The organism is Citrobacter sp. CK180 (assembly GCF_030333655.1).
GTDB classification, from domain to species: Bacteria; Pseudomonadota; Gammaproteobacteria; order Enterobacterales; family Enterobacteriaceae; genus Citrobacter_B; species Citrobacter_B koseri.
In genome coordinates this window covers 1-573 of record NZ_JAOWFM010000005.1, presented here as the reverse complement: position 1 = coordinate 573, position 573 = coordinate 1, and the positions used below count along the sequence as shown (strand labels likewise).

Annotated in this window: 1 rRNA gene; it reads right to left on the bottom strand. The window is 53.9% G+C overall.

From position 1 onward, the window contains the following. Positions 1 to 545 (bottom strand): 23S ribosomal RNA (locus tag OGV50_RS00360); the annotation flags it as partial. Between the last annotated feature and the right edge of the window lie 28 nt (positions 546 to 573).

Below are 573 nucleotides of genomic sequence, written 5' to 3'. Positions count from 1 at the left end.
AAAGAGGCTCCCACTGCTTGTACGTACACGGTTTCAGGTTCTTTTTCACTCCCCTCGCCGGGGTTCTTTTCGCCTTTCCCTCACGGTACTGGTTCACTATCGGTCAGTCAGGAGTATTTAGCCTTGGAGGATGGTCCCCCCATATTCAGACAGGATACCACGTGTCCCGCCCTACTCATCGAGCTCACAGCCTGTGCATTTTCGTGTACGGGACTTTCACCCTGTACCGTGCGACTTTCCAGACGCTTCCACTAACACACAAGCTGATTCAGGCTCTGGGCTCCTCCCCGTTCGCTCGCCGCTACTGGGGGAATCTCGGTTGATTTCTTTTCCTCGGGGTACTTAGATGTTTCAGTTCCCCCGGTTCGCCTCGTTAGCCTATGTATTCAGCTAACGATAGTGTGACGAATCACACTGGGTTTCCCCATTCGGACATCGCCGGGTCAAGGGTTCATATCACCTCGCCGGCGCTTTTCGCAGATTAGCACGTCCTTCATCGCCTCTGACTGCCAGGGCATCCACCGTGTACGCTTGGTCGCTTAACCTCACAACCCGAAGATGTTTCGTGAAACA